The organism is Enterobacter sp. SES19, assembly GCF_011765665.1.
Lineage (GTDB): Bacteria > Pseudomonadota > Gammaproteobacteria > Enterobacterales > Enterobacteriaceae > Enterobacter > Enterobacter pseudoroggenkampii.
In genome coordinates this window covers 2854303-2854577 of record NZ_CP050320.1, presented here as the reverse complement: position 1 = coordinate 2854577, position 275 = coordinate 2854303, and the positions used below count along the sequence as shown (strand labels likewise).

1 protein-coding gene is annotated in these 275 nt (G+C 68.7%); it reads left to right on the top strand.

What is annotated here, in order from left to right:
- Positions 1 to 275: type VI secretion system tip protein VgrG (vgrG, locus tag GXP72_RS22820; RefSeq protein ID WP_208762994.1), on the top strand; the 275-nt coding region annotated here is incomplete at both ends.

Genomic DNA, 275 nt, shown 5'->3' with positions numbered 1-275 from the left:
TTCACGGTCATCCCGTCGGCGGTGGTGTACCGTCCGGCGCAGTCCACGGCGTGGCCGCGCACCTACGGCCCGCAGACCGCGAAGGTGGTGGGCCCGAACGGCGAGAGTATCTGGACGGACAAATACGGCCGGGTGAAGGTGAAGTTCCACTGGGACCGTCTGGCGAAGGGCGATGACACCAGCTCCTGCTGGGTGCGCGTGTCGAGCGCGTGGGCGGGCCAGGGCTACGGCGGGGTGCAAATCCCGCGCGTCGGCGATGAGGTGGTGGTGGACTT